Below are 20,947 nucleotides of genomic sequence, written 5' to 3'. Positions count from 1 at the left end.
GTCACCGATGCGGTGGCGCTCCGCCCGCTCCCGCTCCTCCCGCCTCCGCGTCCGCCGCCGGGAGCGGGATGCGGACGGCGTCGTCGCCCGCGGCCAGGAGCCACGCACGAGCGCGCCCCGGCTCGGCGTACGGCGGCAGCCGACGCGATCCGGTGAGCGCGCGCAGCTCGCCCGCGCACGGCGCGTCGACGACGAGGTCGTGGTCCGCGCGGATGTCGCCGAGGACGCGCCAGTGTCGCTGCCACTGCTCGGGATCGCCCGCCACCACGACGGGCTCCCCCGGGTGCCCATCGGCCGCGAACGCGTCGAGGCCGATGACGCGATGACCGCCGCGCTCCCAGGCCGCCATCGCCTCGCGCGCAGCCGCCGATCGGCGCGTCACGAACCCGGTGAGCGCCGCGCGCGGGTGCCACGGCGCCGCGGGGGCCTGCGATCCGGGTATCACGCCGGGCGCCAGCGCGACCTGGACCGCGACGCCGTCGAGCGTGCCCCGTCCGGGGGCGGCAGCCGCCGAGAACTGCGCGGGATCGCCGCCGGCGGCGAAGTGGTCGGCGCGTGACGCGGTGCGCAGCAGCAGCCGCCGCGGGAACAGGTCGGCGATGCGCGCGACGGGACCCGACAGCCGCTGCACCGAGGCCGCGACGAGGATCCCGTGGCGGCCCGCCGCGCGCGCGACGCGCTCGAAGCGCGCGGCGCACTCCTGCGCGTACTCGGGAGGGAATCCGCCGATGACCGCGTCGACGTCGTCGGCGAGCACGAGTGAGCCGGCGGCGGGCGGCTCCTCGTCCAGGCGCTCCAGCGCATCCCAGGCATGCTCGGCCGCGGGGCCGATCCGCACGACGTGCGGCGCCTGCCGCGCGAGGGTCTCGAGCGCCGTCGTCCGCCCCGAGCCGGGCCCGCCGATCACGAGCACGCCCCGGTCCGCCGCCGACAGACCGATCCGCCGCTGGCGCTGGCGGTCGGGTTCGTCGGAGAGCCCGATCACGAGCGTGCCGGTGTCGCGGCCCGCGACGACGTCGTCGAGCACGACCCGGTCGGGAAGCGGCGGCAGCCACGGCCGCCGCGGCGCCGGGCCCGACGCGCGGGCCGCGACGGCCGTGATGTCGTCAGGCGCCGACAGCGCGATGCGCACGCGGTGCGGCGATGCGTCGGATGCGCGGCGCACCAGCGCCACACCTCGCCCGCCAGGGCCCCCGTCGAGCTCAGCCGCGTCGTCCGTCCCCACGACCGCCCTGCTGTCGGCCCGGTCGGTGACCCGCAGCGAAACGCGCAGCGGGCAGTTGGCCAGCAGCGCGTCGCGGATCACGCCCGCGGCGCGCTGCGTGCCCAGGATCAGATGCATCCCGAGCGCGCGTCCGCGCGCGGCGACATCGGCGAAGACCGCGTGGAGCTCGGGCTGGGCGGCCAGCAGCGCCGCGAACTCGTCGACCACGACGACCAGCCGGGGAAGCGCGACACGCGGGTCGGCGATGTCCCGGGCGCCCGCCGAGGCGAGTGCGCTCTCGCGCCGGCGGAGTTCGGCGCGCAGACTGTCGATGGCCCGCCGGGCCCCCGCGCCGTCCAGGTCCGTGATGACTCCGGTGACATGCGGCAGCGTGCGCAGCGCGTCGAACGCCGTGCCGCCCTTGAAGTCGGCCAGCAGGAAGCTCACGTCGTCGGTGGAGCGCGCGGCACACAGCGCGAGAATCCACGTGATCAGCAGCTCGCTCTTGCCCGATCCGGTCACGCCGGCCACGACCGCGTGGGGGCCGTCGTCCACGAGGTCGACCGAGACCGGCCCGCGGTCGCCCACGCCGATCGTCGCCGGAAGCCCGCCGCGCGTCGCATCCGCCGTGCGATCCAGCGCATGGAAGGGCACCGCCTGCGTCACGACGCCGAAGGCCGCCCCGGCGCGCGCCTCGAGCATCGCCGCGATCGCCGCCGCCTGCGCGTCCCCAACGGCTTCCAGGCCCACCTCCTGCACGCGTCCCGCGTGGTCGATCGTGCCCGACGTGAGGCCGCGCACCTCCAGCAGCGCCCCGCACCGTGGCGGCGGCGGTTCGCCGGGCCCGACGCGCGCGAGCACCACGTCGGCCTCCGCGGGCACCGGCTCGCCCGGCGCGACCAGGGCCAGGGCGCGCCCGCGCGAGGCTCGACGATGCGGGACGGCCTCGATCCACTCATGCTCGGAACACGACCCGAGAACGCGCAGCTCGCCGGGCGCGGCCGACAGGCACAGCTGGACGGCGAGCGCGCGGAGAACGGCGCGCGCGACGAACGCGTCCCCGGTCACGGCGACGCCGGCGTGGGCGGGGACGGTGACCGGCGCGTGCGCGAGCCACGAGGCGTCCGCTCGCACCTGAGCGGCTGCGGGATCGCCCTGCCCGCCGAGGACGCGCACGGCGCTCGGCTGCTCGCCCGCGCCCACGACGATGGCCTCGGCGCGGGTCGAGTCGATGCGCCACAGGCCGGCATCCGACGTCAGCATGCGTGCGACGTCGGGATGCTCCGCCCACCGCGCCGCGCGCTCGTGTTCATGGCGACGCGCGACCTCGGAGACGACGGCTGCGCGTGCCCGCCGCGCCTCGTCGTCGGCCTTCCGGCGGTCGCGCCGCGCCGTCCTGCGGGCGTCGAGGATCGAGCCGATCGCCAGCAGCGGACCGAGGGCGGCGAGCCAGAGCGCCGGCGTCGAGCCGGTCACGAGCCACATCACCACGCCGCCGGCGACCGGCACCACGGCGGCGACGAGCGGGAAGCCCGGCCGCGCGGGAGGCGTCCAGGCGTCGGGAAGGCTCAGCGGATCGTCGGGCGCGAGGGGCGCGGTGCGGACGAGGCCGGCGGTGACGGGGATCTGATCGGGCACGACCCCAGTGAAGCCCGGGCTCCGCACGCCGCGTCGCGGTCCGCGACGATCCGGGGAGAAGCGCCGTCAGTCGTCCTCTGGGGAGGAGACCCCGTCGTCGTCGGCCGCTTCAGGCGCGTCCTCGCCGTCGCCGGCTTCGGGGGCGTCCGTCCCCGGCTCCGGGGCGATCGCCTCTTCGGCATCTTCTTCGCCGTCGGCCTTCACCACCTCGGCCGCCCGGCCGTCGACCGAGCCCGCACCGGCCGCGTCGTGCTCGCCGACGTTGAGCACGATGATCGTGATGTTGTCGCGTCCGCCGTTCTCGAGCGCCGCGTCGAGCATCGCCGAGACGGCCTCGGCAGGATCGGCGTGCTCGGCGAGGAAGTGCTTGATGCCGAAGTCTGTGAGCTCCTTCGTGAGACCGTCGGAGCAGATCACGAAGCGGTCGCCCTCGATGACATCGAGGCGGACGTAGTCAGGGGTGACCGACTCCGTCGGGCCCACGGCGCGCGTGATGACGTTCCCGTAGGGGTGATTCTCGGCCTCCTCGGGGCTGAGCCGGCCGGCCGCGACGAGCTCCTGCACGACGGAGTGGTCGGTGGTGATCTGCACGATCGCGTCATCGCGCACGAGATAGACGCGGGAGTCGCCGATGTTCAGCGTGACCCAGTGCGGCTCCTCCGACGAGCTGTCGAGGAACACGCCGGTCACGGTCGTTCCGGTGCCCTCATCGGTCGTCTCGGGGTGCGACGCGATGTCCCTCACGGCACGCTCGAGAGCCTTCTCGATGGTCTCCGGCGACACCGATCCGCTCTCGGCGACGGCCTGGAGGCGCGCGATGGTGCGATCGCTGGCGATCTCGCCGCCCAGGTGGCCGCCCATCCCGTCGGCCACGACGAAAAGCGGGAACCCGGCATAGACCGCGTCCTGATTCACCTCGCGGCGTCGCCCGACATCGGTGACGGCGGCCCACGCGAGCGTGAGGGGTCGCCCGGGGGCGTTCACCGCGTAGGTCTCAGTGGATACCTCGGGCACGCCCTTGTCCTCCCCTGGGCCGACGGCGGGCCGCCGGTGAGGACCGGTCGGCGTCCTCACATCCTAGTGGGTCAACGCGGCGCGTCCGGCGACATTCCGGGGGCGGCGGACACCGGCGACAGATCCTCGTCGTCGAGCGGCGCCTCGAACTGCGCGTTGTACAGCCGCCAATAGGCGCCCCGCGTCGCGAGCAGCGCCGCGTGGTCGCCCTGTTCGACGATCGATCCGTCCTCCATCACCAGGATGAGATCGGCGTCCCGGATCGTCGACAGACGGTGGGCGATCACGAACGCGGTCCGATCCTCGCGCAGACGCGACATCGCCCGCTGGATCAGCAGCTCGGTGCGGGTGTCGACGGAGCTGGTGGCCTCGTCCAGGATGAGGATGCGCGGATCGGCCAGGAACGCACGCGCAATCGTCACCAGCTGCCGCTCGCCCACGCTGAGATTCGCCGCGTCGTCGTCGAGCATCGTGTCGTAGCCGTCGGGCAGAGCGTGCACGAAGCGGTCGACGTACGCCGCCGTCGCCGCCGCGACGATCTCCTCCTCGGTCGCACTCGGCCGGCCGTAGGCGATGTTCTCCCGGATCGTCCCGGCGAACAGCCACGTGTCCTGCAGCACCATGCCCGTGCGGGAGCGCACGTCGTCGCGCGTCATGCGCCGCGTGTCGACCCCGTCGAGGGTGATCGCGCCCGCGTCGACGTCGTAGAAGCGCATGACGAGGTTCACGAGGGTCGTCTTGCCCGCGCCGGTCGGCCCCACGATCGCGACGGTGCTGCCGGGCGTCGCAGCCAGGGAGAGCCCGTCGATCAGCGGCTTGTCGGGGCTGTACCGGAACGACACGTCCTCGAACGCCAGGTGCCCGGCGTCGTCGGGCGCGGTGGGCGCCGGGTCGTCGTCGGGCTCCTGCTCGGTCTCGTCGAGCAGCTCGAACACGCGCTCGGCGCTGGCCACGCCCGACTGCAGGAGGTTGGCCATCGAGCCCAGCTGGCTCAGCGGCTGGGTGAACTGGCGCGAGTACTGGATGAACGCCTGCACGTCGCCGATCGACATGAGCCCACCCGCGACCTGCAGACCCCCGACCACCGCGATGGCGACGTAGACGAGGTTCCCGATGAACATCATCGACGGCATGATGATGCCCGACACGAACTGGGCGCCGAAGCTCGCGCGGTACAGGTCCTCGTTCTCGGCGCGGAACAGCTCCTCGGCCTCACGCTGGCGTCCGAAGGTCTTGACGATCGAATGCCCCGAGAAGGTCTCCTCGACCCGGGCGTTGACCACGCCGGTGGCCTTCCACTGCTGAGCGAACAGCTTCTGCGAGCGCCGCGCGACCAGCATCGTGATGACCAGCGTGAGCGGGATCGTCACCAGCGCGATGACCGCCAGCAGCGGCGAGATGATGAACATCATCGTCAGCACGCCGATCACCGTCAGCAGCGACACCACGACCTGCGACAGCGTCTGCTGCATCGTCTGCCCGATGTTGTCCACGTCGTTGGTCACACGGCTGAGGAGCTCGCCGCGCTGCACGCGATCGAAGTACGCCAACGGCAGGCGGTGGATCTTCTCCTCGACCTGCATCCGCAGACGGTGCATGGCCCGCTGCACGATGCCGTTGAGGATGCGGGCCTGGAGCCAGCCGAAGATGCTGCCGAACACGTAGATCGCGAGCACGGCGAGCACGATGCGCGACAGCGCCTCGAAGTCGATGCCGGCGCCGGGCGTGAACGCCATCGCGGAGAGCATGTCCGCCTGCTCCTGGTTGCCCGACGCGATCAGCCCGTCGATGACCTCCTGCTTGGTGGCGCCCGCCGGGACCTGCATCGAGATGAAGCCCGAGAAGATGATGTTCGTGCCCTCGCCGAGGACCTTCGGACCGGTGACGGTCAGCGCCACCGAGATGACCCCGAAGACGACGACGAGGATGAGCCGCGGCAGGTCGGTGCGCAGCGTCCCCAGCAGCCTCTTGGCGCTCGGCCCGAAGTTCCGCGCCTTCTGCACCGGCGCCTGAGGTCCCCCGCGGCCCATGGGCCCGCCCATCGGGCGTCCGTGGCTCATGCCGCCTCCTCCGCCGCGAGCTGCGACTCGACGATCTCGCGATAGGTCTCACAGGACGCGACGAGGTCGTCGTGGACGCCGATGCCCACGATGCGGCCGTGGTCGAGCACGACGATCTGATCGGCGTGCTGGATCGTCGAGACGCGCTGCGCGACGATCAGGCGCGTGGCACCGGGGAGTCTGCGGTCGAGCGCCCGGCGCAGGGCTGCATCCGTGCTCAGGTCGAGGGCCGAGAACGAGTCGTCGAAGATGTAGACCGGCGGCCGCTTCACCAGCGCGCGCGCGATCGCGAGCCGCTGGCGCTGGCCGCCGGACACATTCGTCCCGCCCTGGGCGATGGGTGCGGCGAGTCCCTCCGGCATCGCGCGCACGAACTCCGCACCCTGCGCGATCTCGAGCGCCTGCCACAGGTCGTCGTCGCTCGCGTCGGCATCCCCGTACCGGAGGTTCGAGGCGATCGTTCCCGAGAACAGGAAGGCCTTCTGCTGCACCAGCCCGATGCGCCCCCACAGCACGTCGGGGTCGTAGTCGCGCACGTCCACGCCGTCGATGCGCACGGCGCCGCCGGTGACGTCGAACAGGCGCGGCACGAGCCCGATCATCGTGCTCTTGCCCGCGCCGGTCGATCCGATCACGGCGGTGGTCGTTCCCGGCTCGACCGTGAAGGTGAGGTCGTGGAGGACCGCGTCCTCGGCCCCGGGGTAGGCGAAGTCGACGTGGTCGAACTCGATGCGCCCCACCGGCGGCGGCGGATCGACGGCGTGCGCGGGCGGCGCGACCGACGGATCGGCGCCCAGCACCTCGCCGATGCGATCGGCGCACACGGCAGCCCGCGGGATCATCACGAACATGAACGTGGCCATCATGACGCCCATGAGGATCTGCATGAGGTACGTGAGGAAGGCGAAGAGCGTGCCGATCTCGACGCCGGCATCCTGCACCTGGAAGGCGCCGAACCAGATGACGGCGACGCTCGACACGTTCAGCACGAGCATGACGACCGGGAACATCATCGCCATGAGGTTCCCGGCCCGCAGCGCCGTGTCCATGACGTCGTCGCTCGCGCGGTCGAAGCGCGCGTGCTCCTCGCGCTCGCGCACGAAGGCCCGTACGACGCGGATGCCGGTGAGCTGCTCGCGCATGATCTGGTTCACGCGGTCGATGCGCTTCTGCATCTGGGTGAACGCCGGCACCATGCGCGAGACGATGAGGCCGACGGCGATGAGGAGCACGGGGATCGCCACCGCCATGAGCCACGACAGCCCGGCATCCTGGCGGACGGCCATGATGACGCCGCCGATCGCGAGGATGGGCGCCGAGATCATCAGCGTCGCCGACACCTGGACGAGCATCTGCACCTGCTGGACGTCGTTGGTGTTGCGCGTGATCAGCGACGGCGGGCCGAACTGCCCGACCTCCCGCTGCGAGAACGCGACGACGCGGTGGAACAGGTCCGATCGCACGTCGCGACCCATTCCCATCGCCAGCCGCGACCCGAAGTACACGGCGATGATCGCGCACACGATCTGCACGAGGCTCACCGCCAGCATGACGCCGCCGGTCGACCAGATGTACGGGATGTCGCCGGTGACGACGCCCTCGTCGATGATGTCGGCGTTCAGCGCCGGCAGCCACAGCGACGCGATCGACTGGGCGAACTGGAAGACGACGACCGCCACGATGAGCGGCCACGCCGGCGAGAGATAGCGGACCAGGAGCTTGCCGAGCACGACATCCTTCCCGTGCCCGGGGACGACGCCAGGGCGCACCGCGCACGCGGTGACACGCTACGCCCGGGGGCGGCGGCGCGACAAACGCGGCGGTTACGCCTCGGGCGAACCGGCCGTCAGGCCCCTGTCGCCGGGTCCGCGGGAAGCGGCAGGATCGCGTCGATCGCCGCGACCTCGTCGGCCGTCGGCTGCCACGCGGACGCGGCCGCCGCGTTCGCGCGCACCTGATCGGGCGTGGTCGCCCCGGCGATGACGCTCGCGAGCTCCGGTCGCGCCAGCAGCCACCCGAAGGTCGCCTCGAGCATCGTGATGCCGCGCTCGTCGCAGAAGGCGCGATACTCCTCGAGCGCGTCCCACGGCGCGTCGCGCCAGATGTGCTCGCGCTGGCGCATGATGCGCGTGTCGGCCGGCGCCTGGTCCCGTGAGAACTTTCCCGTCAGCAGGCCGTTGTGGAGCGGGAAGAACGGCAGGAATCCGAGGCCGAAGCGCCTCACCGCCGGCAGCACCTCCCGCTCGGCGGCGCGTGCGAGCAGGCTGTAGTGGTTCTGCGCGGTCACGAACGGGATGCCGGCGCGTTCCGCCGCGGTGAAGTGGGCCTCGGCGATCTGCCACCCGGCCAGATTCGAGTGTCCGATGTAGCGCACCTTGCCCTCCCGCACGAGGTCGCCGAGCGCGTCGAGCGTCTCCGCGATGGGCGTGTCCGCGTCGGGCACGTGCAGTTGGTACAGATCGATCCAGTCGGTGCGCAGGCGCGTCAGCGACCCCTCGACCGCGCGGCGGATGTACGAACGCGACGCCTTCGCGCCCGACGGGACGTAGCCCATGTCGCGCCCGGGGTGCCCGAACTTCGTCGCGAGGACGACGCTGTCGCGACGACCCTCGAGCGCCTGGCCCATGAGCGTCTCGGACAGACCCGGCTCGCCGCCGTACATGTCGGCGGTGTCGAGGAACGTCACGCCCGCGTCGATGGCGGCGTCGAGCACGTCGCGCGTGCCCTCGAGCGTCTCGGTGCGGGTCCCGGGCCGCCCGAAGTTGTTGCAGCCGAGGCCGACGGCGGAGACGAGAAGGCCGGATGACCCGGCGCGGCGGAGCGGAACAGACGCTGTCATGCCTTCACGCTATCCCGCCCGGCACAGGCGACGGCCCCCGCCGGTCGGAGAGGGCCGTCGTCGTCGTGACCTACTGCTTGGGCGGCTCGGGCGCGGCCGGCGGCTCGGTGGCCGGCGGCTCGGGAGCGGCGGGCGGCTCGGGCGCGGCCGCGGGCGGTGCGGCCGGCGGTGCGGGCGGAGTCGTCGGCGGTGCGGGCGCGGCAGCCGGCGGGGCCGGCGGAGCTGCCGGGGGCGCGGGGGGCGGCGTGTAGCCCGCCGGAGGCGCCGGGTAGCCGGCGGGCGGCTGGGTCGGCTGTGCGGGCTGGGCCGCGGCGGCGGCATCCGGCTGGACCGGGATGCCGTCCCACACGGTGGTGTCCTTGAGGAAGGTGTTGCGCCACGGCGACGGCGCGACCGCCGGGTTCCACTGCTCCTTGCCGAAGGCGAGGATGCCGAGCCAGACCAGCGTGCCGACACCCGGGATCAGCCAGATCAGCAGATAGGGCCAGTCCTTGCCGAGCTTGAGCCCCAGACGCCAGCCGGACATCACCCAGGCGGCGATGCCGAGCAGCCCGAGGAGCCAGCCGATGACCGGGATGTTGCCGAGGACGGCCGACGCGGCGATGGCGCCGAGCATGACCCACGGCGACAGGTCGCCGAGCTTGGCCACGACCATCGAGTTGTAGATCGGGATCCACGCCCGCCACTTGCCCTGGACGCCGGCCTTGTCGAAGACCTTCATCAGGAACCACGCGCCGATGATGTAGCCGGCGATCGCGAGGATGAACAGGATGGGGAGAAGCACGAGCCACACGGCGACCCAAGCGCCGTAACCGTAGTCGTAGTCGTACACGAAGCAACCTTCCGGGTTTCTGGGGACATCGAGACGAGCCTCGCCCCAGTGCCGCGGGCCCGCCCGCTCATGCTAGCGACGGCGGGGCCCATTTGTCAGCGTTCTCCCAGCATTGCGCGAGATTGTTCGCCGGATGTTCTTCCCGGCGGTCTAGGCGAAGAGCAGGAGCTCCTCGTCGGGGCCGCCCTCGACGCGGAACCCTGCCCCCTCGGCCCATCCGGCGAAATCCGCCAGCGATCGGACGCGCGGCCGCTGCTCGGCGAGGGCGCGCACCAGCGCGCCCTTGGCGTGCTTGTTGAAGTGGTTCAGCGCTCGCACCGCTCCCCCGCCGGCATCCGTCACGACGCGCACGTACGCGCTGCTCACATCGGACGGGATGGGCCCGAGCGCCCGGTAGGCCTCGGACCGCAGATCGAGCACGAAGGCGGGCTCCGCGGTGGCCAGGGCCCCCGAGACCGCCTCTGCCCACACCTTCTTCAGCGACGGCAGGCCGGGAAGCGAGGTTCCCGCCGCCAGCCGGTACGCAGGGATCCGATCGAGCGCCCCCACGGGACCGAACGGCGCCGAGTGGATGAGCACGTGGCGCCCGAGCCACCGCCGCGCCGCGCCGTCGAGGGCGTCCGCCGCGAGGGCGTCGAAGAGCACCCCGGTGTAGCGGTCCACGGCGGGCATCGTCGGCGCGGTGCGCAGCGCGACGTTGGCCGCGATGTCGCCGCGCTGCTTCGCGCTGAGCTTGAGGACACGCGCGGCGGCGACCTCGTCGCCGCTGAGCGCGATCAGCGCGTCGGAGACCGCGGAACGCTGCGGCGCGAGCACCGGCAGCGCCAGGGTGTCGAAGGCGACGGGGGCGCCCTTTCCGCCGGGGCGCTTGGTCTCGGAGGGAGGAAGGAGGAGCAGCATGTCAGCGGACATGCGAATGCGCCGCCCGGCGGACCGGACGGCGCATGCGCGATGTCGTCAGGAGATCAGCGCCGCGTTGCCGGCCACGATCGTCAGCTCATCGCCCTCCATCGACAGGAACCCGTCCTGCGCGTTGGCGATGATCTTCGACCCCGAACTCTGGGTGATGCGCACCTGGCCCTCGGCGAGGATCGCCAGCACCGGCTCGTGACCGGGCATGAAGCCGATCTCTCCCTCGACGGTCTTGGCGACCACGAGTGAGGCCTCGCCCGACCAGACCTCCGCGTCGGCGGAGACCAGACTCACGATGAGCGGCATGATCAGCCGTTCTCCTTCTGGATCTTGGCCCAGTTCTCCTCGACGTCGGAGATGCCGCCGACGTTGAAGAACGCCTGCTCGGCCACGTGGTCGAAGTCGCCCTTGACGATGGCGTCGAACGACTCGATGGTCTCCTTGATCGGAACCGTCGAGCCCTCGACACCGGTGAACTTCTTCGCCATGTAGGTGTTCTGCGACAGGAACTGCTGGATGCGGCGCGCGCGGGAGACGACGACCTTGTCCTCTTCGGACAGCTCGTCGACACCGAGGATCGCGATGATCTCCTGGAGCTCCTTGTTCTTCTGGAGGATCTGCTTCACGGCGGTGGCCACGCGGTAGTGGTCGGCGCCGATGTAGCGGGGGTCCAGGATGCGGCTCGTCGAGGCGAGCGGGTCCACGGCCGGGTACAGACCCTTCGACGCGATCTCACGCGAGAGCTCGGTGGTGGCGTCGAGGTGGGCGAACGTGGTCGCCGGCGCCGGGTCGGTGTAGTCGTCGGCCGGCACGTAGATCGCCTGCAGCGAGGTGATCGAGTGACCGCGCGTCGAGGTGATGCGCTCCTGCAGGATGCCCATCTCGTCGGCCAGGTTCGGCTGGTAGCCCACCGCCGAGGGCATGCGGCCCAGCAGCGTCGAGACCTCGGAGCCGGCCTGCGTGAAGCGGAAGATGTTGTCGATGAACAGCAGCACGTCCTGCTTCTGGACGTCGCGGAAGTACTCCGCCATCGTCAGCGCCGACAGGGCGACGCGAAGACGGGTCCCCGGCGGCTCGTCCATCTGGCCGAACACGAGGGCGGTCTTGTCGAAGACGCCCGCCTCGTCCATCTCGTGGATCAGGTCGTTGCCCTCACGGGTGCGCTCGCCGACACCGGCGAACACCGACACACCGCCGTGGTCCTGCGCGACACGCTGGATCATCTCCTGGATGAGGACGGTCTTGCCGACGCCCGCACCACCGAAGAGGCCGATCTTCCCACCCTGCACGTACGGGGTCAGCAGGTCGATGACCTTGATGCCCGTCTCGAACATCTGGGTCTTCGACTCGAGCTGGTCGAACGACGGCGCCTGGCGGTGGATGCCCCAGCGCTCGGTGACCTCGATCTTCTCGCCCGGCTCGGCGTTGAGGACATCGCCGGTCACGTTGAACACGCGGCCCTTGGTGACGTCGCCGACGGGCACCGAGATCGGGCCGCCGGTGTCGCGCACCTCCTGGCCGCGGACGATGCCGTCGGTCGGCTTCAGGGCGATGGCGCGGACGAGGTCGTCGCCGAGGTGCTGCGCGACCTCGAGCGTGATCTCGGTCGACTCGCCGTCGATCGTGATGGTCGTCTTCAGCGCGTTGTAGATGTCGGGGATCGAGTCGTGCGGGAACTCGATGTCGACGACCGGGCCGGTGACGCGGGCGACGCGCCCGGCGACCGCGGTCTCGGTCTTCTCAGCGGTGAGGCTCATGGCTTCTTCTCTTTCGTGTGGTCTACTTGCCCGACGCCAGAGCGTCGGCGCCGCCGACGATCTCGGCGATCTGCTGCGTGATCTCGGCCTGGCGCGCGTTGTTGCGCAGGCGGGTGTAGTCGGTGATGAGCTTGTCGGCGTTGTCGCTGGCGGACTTCATCGCCTTCTGCGTCGCGGCGTGCTTGGCCGCCGACGACTGCAGGAGCGCGTTGAACACGCGGCTCTGGATGTACACCGGCAGGATGGCGTCGAGCACCGTCTCGGCATCCGGCTCGAACTCGTAGAGCGGGTACACCTGGCCGGTGCCCTCCTCGGCCTCGACGACCTCGAGGGGCAGCAGGCGGACGCGCTCGGGGAGCTGGGTCATCATGCTGACGAACCGGTTGTAGACGAGGGTGATCTCGTCCACGCCGCCGTCGACGCCACCGCGGTCGTACGCGTCCAGCAGGGACGCCGCGATCTCCTCGGCGGTGTGGAAGTGCGGCGTGTCGGTGTCGCCGGTCCACTCGGCGGCGCTCTCCATCTTGCGGAACTGGAAGTACCCGACGGCCTTGCGCCCGACCAGGTAGTAGACCGGCTCCTTGCCCTGCTGACGCAGCAGCTCGCCCAGCTCGAGACCCTCGCGGAGGATCTGCGAGTTGAACGCGCCCGCGAGTCCGCGGTCCGACGTGAAGATCACGACGGCGGACCGGGTGATCGTCTCGCGTTCCGTGGTCAGCGGGTGGTCGACGTTCGAGTGCGTCGCCACGGCGGAGACGGCGCGCGTCACGGCTCGCGCGAAGGGTGCCGACGCGCGGACGCGCGCCATCGCCTTCTGGATGCGCGAAGCCGCGATGAGCTCCATCGCCTTCGTGATCTTCTTGGTCGTCTGAGCAGAAGAGATCTTCTGCTTGTAGACCCGCAGTTGTGCGCCCATGGTTCCTGTCCGAGCGCGCCTTAGCGGCGACCCTTGACGATCTGCTCCTGGGTGCCCTCGGCGCCCGCGGCCGCGACCTCTTCGTGGCCGGGCTTGGCGATGGCCTGACCCTTGCCCGAGCGGAACTCGAGGATGAAGTCGTCGGTCACCTTCTCGAGCTCGGCGACGGTGTCGTCGTCCAGGACGTTCTTCTCGCGCAGCGTCTCGAGGATCGAGGTGTTGCGACGCAGGTAGTCCAGCAGCTCGCGCTCGAACGCCAGCACGTCCTCGACCTCGATGGTGTCGAGCTTGCCGTTGGTGCCGGCCCAGATCGAGACGACCTGCTCCTCGACCGGGTACGGCGAGTACTGCGGCTGCTTGAGCAGCTCGGTCAGACGCGCGCCGCGGGCGAGCTGACGACGCGAGGCCGCGTCGAGGTCCGAGGCGAACATCGCGAACGCCTCGAGCGAGCGGTACTGCGCGAGCTCGAGCTTGAGCGTTCCCGAGACCTTCTTGATCGACTTCACCTGGGCGTCGCCGCCGACGCGCGACACCGAGATGCCCACGTCCACCGCGGGACGCTGGTTCGCGTTGAAGAGGTCGGACTGCAGGAAGATCTGACCGTCGGTGATCGAGATCACGTTGGTCGGGATGTACGCCGAGACGTCGTTGGCCTTGGTCTCGATGATCGGCAGACCCGTCATGGAACCGGCGCCCAGCTCGTCCGACAGCTTCGCGCAGCGCTCGAGCAGACGCGAGTGCAGGTAGAAGACGTCACCGGGGTACGCCTCGCGGCCCGGCGGGCGGCGGAGGAGGAGCGACACGGCGCGGTAGGCCTCGGCCTGCTTCGACAGGTCGTCGAAGATGATCAGGACGTGCTTGCCGCCGTACATCCAGTGCTGGCCGATGGCCGAGCCGGTGTAGGGGGCGAGGTACTTGAAGCCCGCGGGGTCCGAGGCGGGAGCGGCCACGATCGTCGTGTACTCCATGGCGCCGGCCTCTTCGAGCGCGCCCTTCACGGAGGCGATCGTCGAGCCCTTCTGGCCGATCGCGACGTAGATGCAGCGCACCTGCTTCGTCGGGTCGCCGGACTCCCAGTTGTCCCGCTGGTTGATGATCGTGTCGATCGCGATCGCCGTCTTGCCGGTCTGGCGGTCGCCGATGATCAGCTGACGCTGACCGCGGCCGACGGGGATCATCGCGTCGATGGCCTTGATGCCGGTCTGCATCGGCTCGTGCACGCTCTTGCGCTGCATGACGCCGGGCGCCTGCAGCTCGAGGGCGCGACGGCCTTCGGTGGCGATCTCGCCCAGACCGTCGATCGCGTTGCCGAGCGGGTCGACCACGCGGCCGAGGTAGCCGTCGCCGACGGGGACCGAGAGGACCTCGCCGGTGCGGGTGACGGACTGACCGGCCTCGACGCCGGAGAAGTCGCCCAGGACGACCACACCGATCTCGTGCTCGTCGAGGTTCAGCGCGAGGCCCTCGGTGCCGTCCTCGAACCGCACGAGCTCGTTCGCCATGACGCCGGGCAGTCCCTCGACGTGGGCGATGCCGTCGGCCGCGTCGATGACCGTGCCGGTCTCGGTTGCCGCCGCGCCCGTGGGCTCGTAGGCGGCGACGAAGTCCTTCAGCGCGTCACGGATGACGTCGGGGCTGATAGAGAGTTCTGCCATTGTCTTCCTTCGTTCGGTGGGGCCTCGGCCCCGAAGTCTCCGCCTGCGGCGGGAAGTCTGTCAGCCCGCCAGTCGCTGGCGCAGGTCCGCCAGTCGAGCCGACACGCTCGCGTCGATCACGTCGTCCGCGACCTGCACGCGCAGGCCTCCGACGACGGTCGGGTCGATCACGGTGTTCAGCGACACGCCCGTGCCGTAGCGCTTCGCGAGCGCACCGGCCAGACGGTCGGTCTGCGCGGCGCTCAGAGGCGCAGCGGCGTACACGGTCGCGACGGTGCGGCCGCGCTGGTCCGACACGATGTTCATCGCGCGGCTCAGCAGCTGACGCACGCGGCGCTCGCGGGGGTGCTGGACGACGGATGCCGCGATCAGCGTCGCCGCCGCGTTCGCGCGCCCCGCCAGCAGCGACTCGACGAGCGAGCCCTTCGCCGAGGCCTCGCCCAGACGGCTGCCGAGGGCGAGTTCGAGCTCGGGGTTCTGGGCGACGGTGCGTGAGAAGCCGAAGAGGTCGCCCTCGACGTCCGCGTTCGGCTCGGCCTTGGCGGCCGCCCGGATCGCGAGCTCCTCGATCGCGTCGACCAGGTCGGCCGGCGACGACCAGCGCTGCTCGACCGCGGTGGTCAGCAGCGACAGCGTCACGGGCGTCACCGCGCGGGCGAAGACGTCGGCGACGACCTTGCGCCGCGCCTCGGTCGACGCCGCGGAGTCGGCGAGCGCGCCGCTCAGGTGCGACGAGCCGTCGACGGCCCGGGCCGCGGCGAACAGCTCGCGGGCGACCGCGAGATCCACGCCGGACGCCACGGTGAGCGCCGACGTGGTCTTCGCGAGCGCCTGAGTGGTCGCGCTGCCCATTACTTCGCCGCCTCGGTGGCCTCGAGGTCCGCCAGGAAGCGGTCGACGACGGCCTGGGCCTTCTTGTCGTCGGACAGCGTCTCGCCGATCACGCCGCCGGCGAGATCGAGGGCGAGCGTGCCGACCTCGCTGCGCAGCGACACGAGCGCCGACTGACGCTCCGCCTCGATCTGCGAGTGCGCGGCGGTGGTCAGGCGAGTGGCCTCAGCCGAGGCGCTCTCCTTGGCTTCGGCGACGATCTTCCGGCCGTCCTCACGGGCGGCGTCGCGGATCTCACCGGCCTCCTTGCGGGCGTCGGCGAGCTGCGAGGTGTACTCCTCGAGGGCCGCCTCGGCCTTGCGCTGGGCCTCGTCCGCCTTGGCGATGTTGCCCTCGATGGCCGCCGAGCGCTCGTCGAGCAGCTTCTTCATGCGCGGAAGGGCGACCTTCCAGAAGATGAAGAGGATGACGACGAAGCAGACCGCCGACCAGATGATGTCGTACCACGCGGGGATGAGGGGGTTGTGAACCTCCCCCTCCTCCGCGGCGTACGCGACAAGAGCGTTCAGCATCCTGTCTCCTTTGGACTGGTGTCAGCGATCAGACGAAGATGAAGCCGGCGGCGATGCCGATGAAGGCGAGCGCCTCGGTGAAGGCGATACCGATCCACATGAGCACCTGCAGGCGGCCTGCGAGCTCGGGCTGGCGGGCGACGCCCTCGATGGTCTTGCCGACGACGATGCCCACGCCGATGGCGGGGCCGATGGCGGCGAGGCCGTAGCCCATCGTCGCGACGTTGCCGGAGACGGCGGCCAGAACCGTAGTTGCGTCCACGGGTGTTTCCTTTCGGTTGGGTGTTTGGGCGCGGCAGTGAGCCGACCCGCTCAGTGCTCCTCTGCGACCGCGAGCTGGATGTAGACCGCGGTGAGAAGGGCGAAGACGTAGGCCTGGAGGACAGCCACCAGGATCTCGAACAGGGTGAAGACGAATCCGAAGGCGAGGCTTCCGGCCGCGAGGACCGAGAACCAGCCGCCGAGCTCGAAGAGGAAGAACTGCGTCGCCGCGAAGAAGAGCACGAGCAGCAGGTGTCCCACCATCATGTTCATCAGCAGTCGCAGCGTGAGCGTCACGGGGCGGATGATGAACGTCGAGATGAGCTCGATCGGCGTGACGATGATGTAGATCGGCCACGGCACGCCCGAGGGGAACAGCGAGTTCTTGAAGAAGTTCTTCGGGCTCTTGCGGATGCCGGCGTAGATGAACGTCACGTAGCTGACGACCGCCAGCAGCAGCGGAACCGCGATGATGCTCGTGCCGGCGATGTTCAGGAACGGGATGATGCCCGTGATGTTCATGAACAGGATCATGAAGAACAGCGTCGTGAGGATCGGCAGGAACCGGTCGCCGTCCTTCTTGCCGAGCAGATCGTGGGCGATGTTGACGCGCACGAAGTCCAGGCCCATCTCGACGATGCTCTGGAAGCGGCCGGGGACGACCTTCATGCGGCGCGTGCCCAGCCAGAAGACCAGGACGAGGACGATCGTCGCGAGGAACTGGATCAGGGTGATGCGGGTGATCGACAGCGGCTCGCCGAAGAGCACGATTCCCGGGAAGGTGATGAGCGCTTCAGGGAAGAACTCTTCGATCGACGGGCCGTGGAACTCCGGCGCATCTGCGGCGATGGGGGCGATCAGGGTCGCAGCTTGAGTGAACAGCGCTGACTCCAGCTTCGGGGCATCGGTGCGGGACCGTTGCGACGATGGTCGGTGAGTCGCGCTCCGCAGGCGCTCACAGGGCGAGCGGGCGGGCGCCGGACCAGCCTATCAAATCTGAGAGGCACCCGAGTGCGCGCTCAATCCTCGCTGGATTCGGTCGGCAGAGCGACGTCGCTGGCGTGCGGTACGCGCATGCGCAGCATGACCACGACGTCGATCGCGAGCGAGGCCAGGACGCTGGCGACCAGCGCCACGAAGAACACCGTGGGCTCGACCCAGTCCTGCCCCCGGAGGACCACCAGCACGACGAGGAAGACGACGAACTTCAGCAGCCAGCCGCCCAGCACGATGCCGAAGAACAGCGGCACGTAGAGGTCGTCGCCGTACCAGCGGTTCGCGATGAGGATGCTGGCGCCGGTGATCGCGAGGAAGAGGGCGGCGACGAGGATCCCGACGAGCGCGCTCCACAGCCCCGGCATGCCGGCGACGGCATATCCGATGACGGCGCCGGTGACGGCAAGCGCGGCGGTGACGACGGCCGACCACACGAGGGTCGTGCGCAGGATCGGCGTGCTCGAGACGGATGGGCGGCTCATGAGGCCTCCTGGGGGGTGTGCTCGGGGGCGGATGATTCGGAGCGGGCGGGTGTCGGCGGCAGGAGCGTGACGACCAGGCAGGCCGCGATGCCGACGACGCCGAACACGACGCCGGCCAGGTACTCGCCGGGCCAGTCCTGCCCCGTGCCGATGTACATCAGCAGGACCGAGAGGCCGACGATGGCGGTCCACGCGTAGAAGATCAGCACGGCGTCCCGGTCGCTGTGCCCGAGATCGAGCATGCGGTGGTGCAGGTGCTTGCGGTCGGGCGCGAAGGGCGACTTGCCCGCACGCATGCGGCGGATCACCGCGAGGCCGAAGTCCAGCAGCGGCAGGAAGACGATCACAACCGGCAGGATGATCGGGATGAAGGCACCGAGCAGCTGCGAGCGGCCGAACGCGTCGTTGTCGCCGATGATGGCGGGGTCGAGCTGGCCCGTGATGGCGATGGCCGAGACCGCCATCAGCAGGCCCAGCATGAGCGCGCCGCCGTCGCCCATGAACAGCTTCGCGGGGCTCCAGTTCATCGGCAGGAACCCGACGCACGCGCCGATGAGCACGGCGGCGATGAAGCTGGCGAGCGTGAAGTAGGTGCTGGCGCCGGTGTCGCGCACCAGCAGGTATGAGTACGCGAAGAAGATCACGTTGGCGATGAGCGCCACTCCCCCGACCAGTCCGTCGAGTCCGTCGATGAAGTTGACGGCGTTCATGACGATCACGATCGAGAAGACCGTCAGCAGAAAGCTCACCCAGCCCGACCACACGGTCATCCCGCCGATGGGGAGCGCGTAGATCTGCAGCTCGCCGAACCAGGCGATGATCCCGGCCGCCAGGAACTGCGCGCCGAGCTTGATCATCCAGTCCAGGTCCAGCAGGTCGTCGGCGACGCCGACGATCACGATGAGCGACGTCGCCCCCAGGATCGCCAGCGGCTGCTGCGGATCCGTCCAGATGATCGAGAAGAACGGGTGCGCCGCCGACACCGCGAACGCGGCGACGACGCCGAGGTACATCGCGATGCCGCCCAGCCGCGGCGTCGGGGTCTTGTGGACGTCGCGCTCGCGGATGCCCGGATACAGCTTGTACTTGAGGCTGATCCGCCAGATCGCCCACGCCAGGACGAGCGTGAGCGTCGCCGTGAACAGCGCGATGAAGACGTACTGCTTCACGCGCCCGCGCTGGGCGACGGCGACTGCGCCGCAGCGTCGTCCTCCGTCGCCGAGCCCTCCTCGGTCGTGGCGTCGCCGGTCTCGGGCACGGCCGGCGCCGCCGGCTCGCCGACGGCCGTGTCGGCGACCGCATCCGCGGTCGCGCCGGGGGCGGGCTCCTCCACCGCGCCGTCGTCCGCATCCTCGGTCGCCTCGGGCTCGAGCAGCTCGCCCAGCACACGGCCGAGGCTCTCGCGGTCGACGGCTCCCTCGCGCAGGATGCGCGCCGTGCCCGACCCGCCCGTCGCCAGGCCCGTCGCGTCGATGATCGTCGACGAGACGCCGGTCTCGCACGGGCCCGCCTCGAGGTAGACGGCGACCGAATCGCCCAGCATGGTCTGCGACTCGGCGGCCGTGACCCCGGGCGACTTGCCGGTCAGGTTGGCGCTCGAGACGGCCAGCGGGCCGGTCTCCTCGAGCAGCTCGAGGGCGATGCGGTGGGCGGGCATGCGCACCGCGACCGTCCCCTGCGTGTCGCCCAGATCCCACGACAGGGTGGACATCGCCGGCAGCACGATCGTCAGGCCGCCGGGCCAGAACTGCTCCACGAGGCGTTCGACGGGCTCGGGCACCTCGGCGACCAGCGCGCGCAGCGTCGTGACGCCGGCGACGAGGACGGGCGGCGGCGACTGGCGCCCGCGCCCCTTGGCATCGAGCAGGCGCTGGACCGCCGCCGGCGAGAAGGCGTCGGCCGCCACGCCGTACACGGTGTCGGTGGGCATGACGACGAGGTCGCCGCGGCCGATCGCCTGGCGCGCCTGGCGCATGCCGGGAAGGAGCTGAGCCTCGTCACGGCAGTCGAAGAGGGGGGACATGTCGCCGACAGTCTAGTCGTGAGCGTGCGCCGGAGCCGATGGGCGCGGCGGGCGGATCGCGGTGGTGACGCGGTCGCGCAGGGTCAGATCGGAGAGCGTCGCGGCGGCGAGCCAGCCGTCCGCCGTCAGCAGCTCGCGGATCGGGCCGCCCTGCCATTCGCCGTGCTCGATCGCGAGCACGCCCCCGTCGTGGGCGAGCCGCATCCCGACATCGCTGAGGATCCGGACGACGTCGAGGCCGTCCTCGCCCCCGTACAGAGCCGCCGGCGGGTCGAAGAAGCGCACCTCGGGGTCGCGCGGGATCGCGGCATCCGGCACATAGGGCGGGTTGGACGCGACCACCGAGACCGTTCCGTCGAGCTCGGGGAAGGCCGTCGCGAGATCGATGAACGCGACGCGGGCGTTGTCGCCGCCGTAGCGGTCGAAGTTCTCGCGCGCCCAGACGAAGGCGTCCACGGAGTTCTCGGCCGCGTGCACGCGGGCGTGGGGCACCTCGGTGGCCATGGCCAGGGCGACCGCGCCGCTGCCGGTGCCGAGGTCGACGGCGACGGGCGAGGCGGATGCCGCGGCGCGCAGGGCGTCGATCGCGACCTGCGCCAGGACCTCCGTCTCGGGACGCGGGACGAAGACGCCGGGCCCGACGCGCAGCTCGAGGTGGCGGAACGGCGCCGTCCCCGTGATGTGCTGAAGCGGCTCGCGCGTCGCGCGTCGCTCGAGCAGCTCCCCGATCACGTCCGCCTGATCGCGCGTGACGGCGTCGCCTCGGAAGGCCGCCGCCTGCACGCCCCCGCGTCCGGTGCCCAGCACGTGGGCGACGAGCAGTTCGGCGTCGACGGCCGGATCGGCGATGCCGGCGCGCGAGAGACGCTCGACGGCGCGGTCGAGGACCGCGGCGAGCGCGAGGGAGGGGAGGGATGTTGCCATGAGCGCCTTCCACCATAAGCGGTCGCGCGTG

General features: G+C 70.9%; 18 protein-coding genes and 1 pseudogene. All 19 read right to left on the bottom strand.

Features of this window, described 5'->3' with window-relative positions:
• Window position 1 precedes the first annotated feature (1 nt).
• The 19 genes and pseudogenes from HD594_RS08740 to prmC all read right to left on the bottom strand — a co-directional run bounded on the left by HD594_RS08740 (window position 2) and on the right by prmC (window position 20,916).
• Window positions 2-2,842, bottom strand: coding sequence for an FtsK/SpoIIIE domain-containing protein (locus HD594_RS08740; protein WP_184750596.1), 2,841 nt, complete (start codon window positions 2,840-2,842; stop codon window positions 2-4).
• A 66-nt stretch (window positions 2,843-2,908) separates the two neighbouring features.
• Window positions 2,909-3,856, bottom strand: a complete 948-nt coding sequence (locus HD594_RS08735) for a PP2C family protein-serine/threonine phosphatase (RefSeq protein ID WP_184750594.1) — start codon at window positions 3,854-3,856, stop codon at window positions 2,909-2,911.
• Window positions 3,857-3,927: 71 nt separating this feature from the next.
• Complete coding sequence (locus HD594_RS08730) at window positions 3,928-5,916, bottom strand: ABC transporter ATP-binding protein (RefSeq protein WP_184750592.1); 1,989 nt, start codon at window positions 5,914-5,916, stop codon at window positions 3,928-3,930.
• Window positions 5,913-7,646 (bottom strand): ABC transporter ATP-binding protein, encoded by a 1,734-nt coding sequence (locus HD594_RS08725; RefSeq protein ID WP_184750590.1) that lies wholly within the window; start codon window positions 7,644-7,646, stop codon window positions 5,913-5,915. The genes HD594_RS08730 and HD594_RS08725 overlap by 4 nt, the downstream gene beginning before the upstream one ends.
• A 116-nt stretch (window positions 7,647-7,762) precedes the next feature.
• Complete coding sequence (locus HD594_RS08720) at window positions 7,763-8,755, bottom strand: aldo/keto reductase (protein WP_184750588.1); 993 nt, start codon at window positions 8,753-8,755, stop codon at window positions 7,763-7,765.
• Window positions 8,756-8,825: 70 nt separating this feature from the next.
• A complete protein-coding gene (locus tag HD594_RS08715) occupies window positions 8,826-9,587 on the bottom strand; it encodes a large exoprotein (RefSeq protein ID WP_184750586.1) in 762 nt (253 codons plus the stop codon).
• A gap of 150 nt (window positions 9,588-9,737) precedes the next feature.
• Window positions 9,738-10,487 carry a YaaA family protein gene (locus tag HD594_RS08710; RefSeq protein WP_184752710.1) on the bottom strand — a complete coding sequence of 250 codons (750 nt, stop codon included), beginning with the start codon at window positions 10,485-10,487 and terminating at the stop codon, window positions 9,738-9,740.
• Between the two features lie 57 nt (window positions 10,488-10,544).
• Entirely contained in the window at window positions 10,545-10,805 is a 261-nt protein-coding gene (locus HD594_RS08705) for a F0F1 ATP synthase subunit epsilon (protein WP_184750584.1), read from the bottom strand.
• Between the two features lie 2 nt (window positions 10,806-10,807).
• Complete coding sequence (gene atpD, locus HD594_RS08700; protein ID WP_184750583.1) at window positions 10,808-12,256, bottom strand: F0F1 ATP synthase subunit beta; 1,449 nt, start codon at window positions 12,254-12,256, stop codon at window positions 10,808-10,810.
• Window positions 12,257-12,278: 22 nt separating this feature from the next.
• Window positions 12,279-13,172, bottom strand: a complete 894-nt coding sequence (locus HD594_RS08695; protein ID WP_184750582.1) for a F0F1 ATP synthase subunit gamma — start codon at window positions 13,170-13,172, stop codon at window positions 12,279-12,281.
• Window positions 13,173-13,192: 20 nt separating this feature from the next.
• Window positions 13,193-14,827 carry a F0F1 ATP synthase subunit alpha gene (gene atpA, locus HD594_RS08690; RefSeq protein ID WP_184750581.1) on the bottom strand — a complete coding sequence of 545 codons (1,635 nt, stop codon included), beginning with the start codon at window positions 14,825-14,827 and terminating at the stop codon, window positions 13,193-13,195.
• A gap of 60 nt (window positions 14,828-14,887) precedes the next feature.
• Complete coding sequence (locus HD594_RS08685) at window positions 14,888-15,679, bottom strand: F0F1 ATP synthase subunit delta (RefSeq protein ID WP_184750580.1); 792 nt, start codon at window positions 15,677-15,679, stop codon at window positions 14,888-14,890.
• Entirely contained in the window at window positions 15,679-16,230 is a 552-nt protein-coding gene (locus tag HD594_RS08680) for a F0F1 ATP synthase subunit B (RefSeq protein WP_184750579.1), read from the bottom strand. Before HD594_RS08680 ends, HD594_RS08685 begins: the two co-directional genes overlap by 1 nt.
• A 28-nt stretch (window positions 16,231-16,258) precedes the next feature.
• On the bottom strand, window positions 16,259-16,492 hold the full coding sequence (gene atpE, locus HD594_RS08675) for an ATP synthase F0 subunit C (RefSeq protein WP_271171269.1): 234 nt from the start codon (window positions 16,490-16,492) through the stop codon (window positions 16,259-16,261).
• A gap of 50 nt (window positions 16,493-16,542) precedes the next feature.
• Window positions 16,543-17,259: a F0F1 ATP synthase subunit A gene (gene atpB / locus HD594_RS08670; protein WP_373877200.1), complete on the bottom strand. Its 717-nt coding sequence runs from the start codon at window positions 17,257-17,259 to the stop codon at window positions 16,543-16,545.
• A gap of 251 nt (window positions 17,260-17,510) precedes the next feature.
• Window positions 17,511-17,969, bottom strand: coding sequence for a Cg1360 family ATP-synthase-associated protein (locus tag HD594_RS08665; protein WP_184750578.1), 459 nt, complete (start codon window positions 17,967-17,969; stop codon window positions 17,511-17,513).
• A complete protein-coding gene (locus HD594_RS08660) occupies window positions 17,966-19,138 on the bottom strand; it encodes an MraY family glycosyltransferase (RefSeq protein WP_184750577.1) in 1,173 nt (390 codons plus the stop codon). Before HD594_RS08660 ends, HD594_RS08665 begins: the two co-directional genes overlap by 4 nt.
• 176 nt (window positions 19,139-19,314) lie before the next feature.
• A pseudogene (locus HD594_RS08655) lies at window positions 19,315-19,992 on the bottom strand (L-threonylcarbamoyladenylate synthase); the annotation flags it as partial.
• Window positions 19,993-20,004: 12 nt separating this feature from the next.
• Entirely contained in the window at window positions 20,005-20,916 is a 912-nt protein-coding gene (gene prmC / locus HD594_RS08650; RefSeq protein WP_184750575.1) for a peptide chain release factor N(5)-glutamine methyltransferase, read from the bottom strand.
• Window positions 20,917-20,947 lie beyond the last annotated feature (31 nt).

The sequence above is a fragment of the Microbacterium thalassium genome (assembly GCF_014208045.1).
GTDB classification, from domain to species: domain Bacteria; phylum Actinomycetota; class Actinomycetes; order Actinomycetales; family Microbacteriaceae; genus Microbacterium; species Microbacterium thalassium.
This window is presented reverse-complemented; position numbering and strand designations above follow the sequence as displayed.